The organism is Paenibacillus sp. J2TS4 (genome assembly GCF_018403245.1).
Classification (GTDB): domain Bacteria; phylum Bacillota; class Bacilli; order Paenibacillales; family NBRC-103111; genus Paenibacillus_L.
Genome location: NZ_BOSH01000067.1, coordinates 1 through 254, shown reverse-complemented (window position 1 = coordinate 254; position 254 = coordinate 1). Strand labels below are relative to the sequence as shown.

The 254-nt window shown below is 42.5% G+C and carries 1 protein-coding gene; it reads right to left on the bottom strand.

Annotation, left to right across the window (positions count from 1 at the left end; genetic code table 11):
• The coding region (locus KJS69_RS30455; RefSeq protein WP_213587799.1) for an IS3 family transposase at positions 1-254 on the bottom strand (254 nt) is incomplete at both ends.

Below are 254 nucleotides of genomic sequence, written 5' to 3'. Positions count from 1 at the left end.
AGTCACATCTGTGAGCCATTTCGTACCGAACTCAGAGGATTTAAAGTCTCTGTTCAAGATATTTTCCGCCGTAATTTCAGGCGTAGAATGGATGTAATTCTTTCGCTTCCTGCGGCATACCGATTTAAGGCCTAGGATGCCCATGAGTCTGTATATTCGCTTATGATTGACATTTAAATGATGTTCTCGGTTTAGTTTAATGGTCATCTGGCGGTATCCGAGGATCCCATCCTTTTCCTCGTAGGCATCTTTAA